The sequence below is a fragment of the Mesorhizobium sp. WSM4809 genome, assembly GCF_055811655.1.
The window spans coordinates 1-368 of record NZ_JBVVQW010000070.1; the positions used below are offsets into that span (position 1 = coordinate 1).

1 protein-coding gene is annotated in these 368 nt (G+C 62.8%); it reads left to right on the forward strand.

What is annotated here, in order from left to right; genetic code table 11:
- On the forward strand, positions 1-368 hold a 368-nt coding region (locus AC0L24_RS33895), incomplete at both ends, for a TCP-1/cpn60 chaperonin family protein (RefSeq protein WP_473565101.1).

Consider the following 368-nt stretch of genomic DNA (forward strand, 5'->3'; position numbering starts at 1 on the left):
GAGAACATGGGCGCGCAGATGGTCCGCGAAGTTGCTTCGAAGACCAACGACATCGCCGGCGACGGCACCACGACCGCAACCGTTCTGGCACAGTCGATCGTCCAGGAAGGCCACAAGGCCGTTGCCGCCGGCATGAACCCGATGGACCTGAAGCGCGGCATCGATCTGGCCGTGACCGAAGTCGTCGGCGCGCTCGGCAAGGCTGCCAAGAAGATCAAGACTTCCGAGGAAGTCGCCCAGGTCGGCACGATCTCGGCCAATGGCGACGAGTCGGTCGGCAAGATGATCGCGGAAGCGATGCAGAAGGTCGGCAACGAAGGCGTCATCACGGTTGAGGAAGCCAAGACCGCCGAGACCGAACTCGAAGT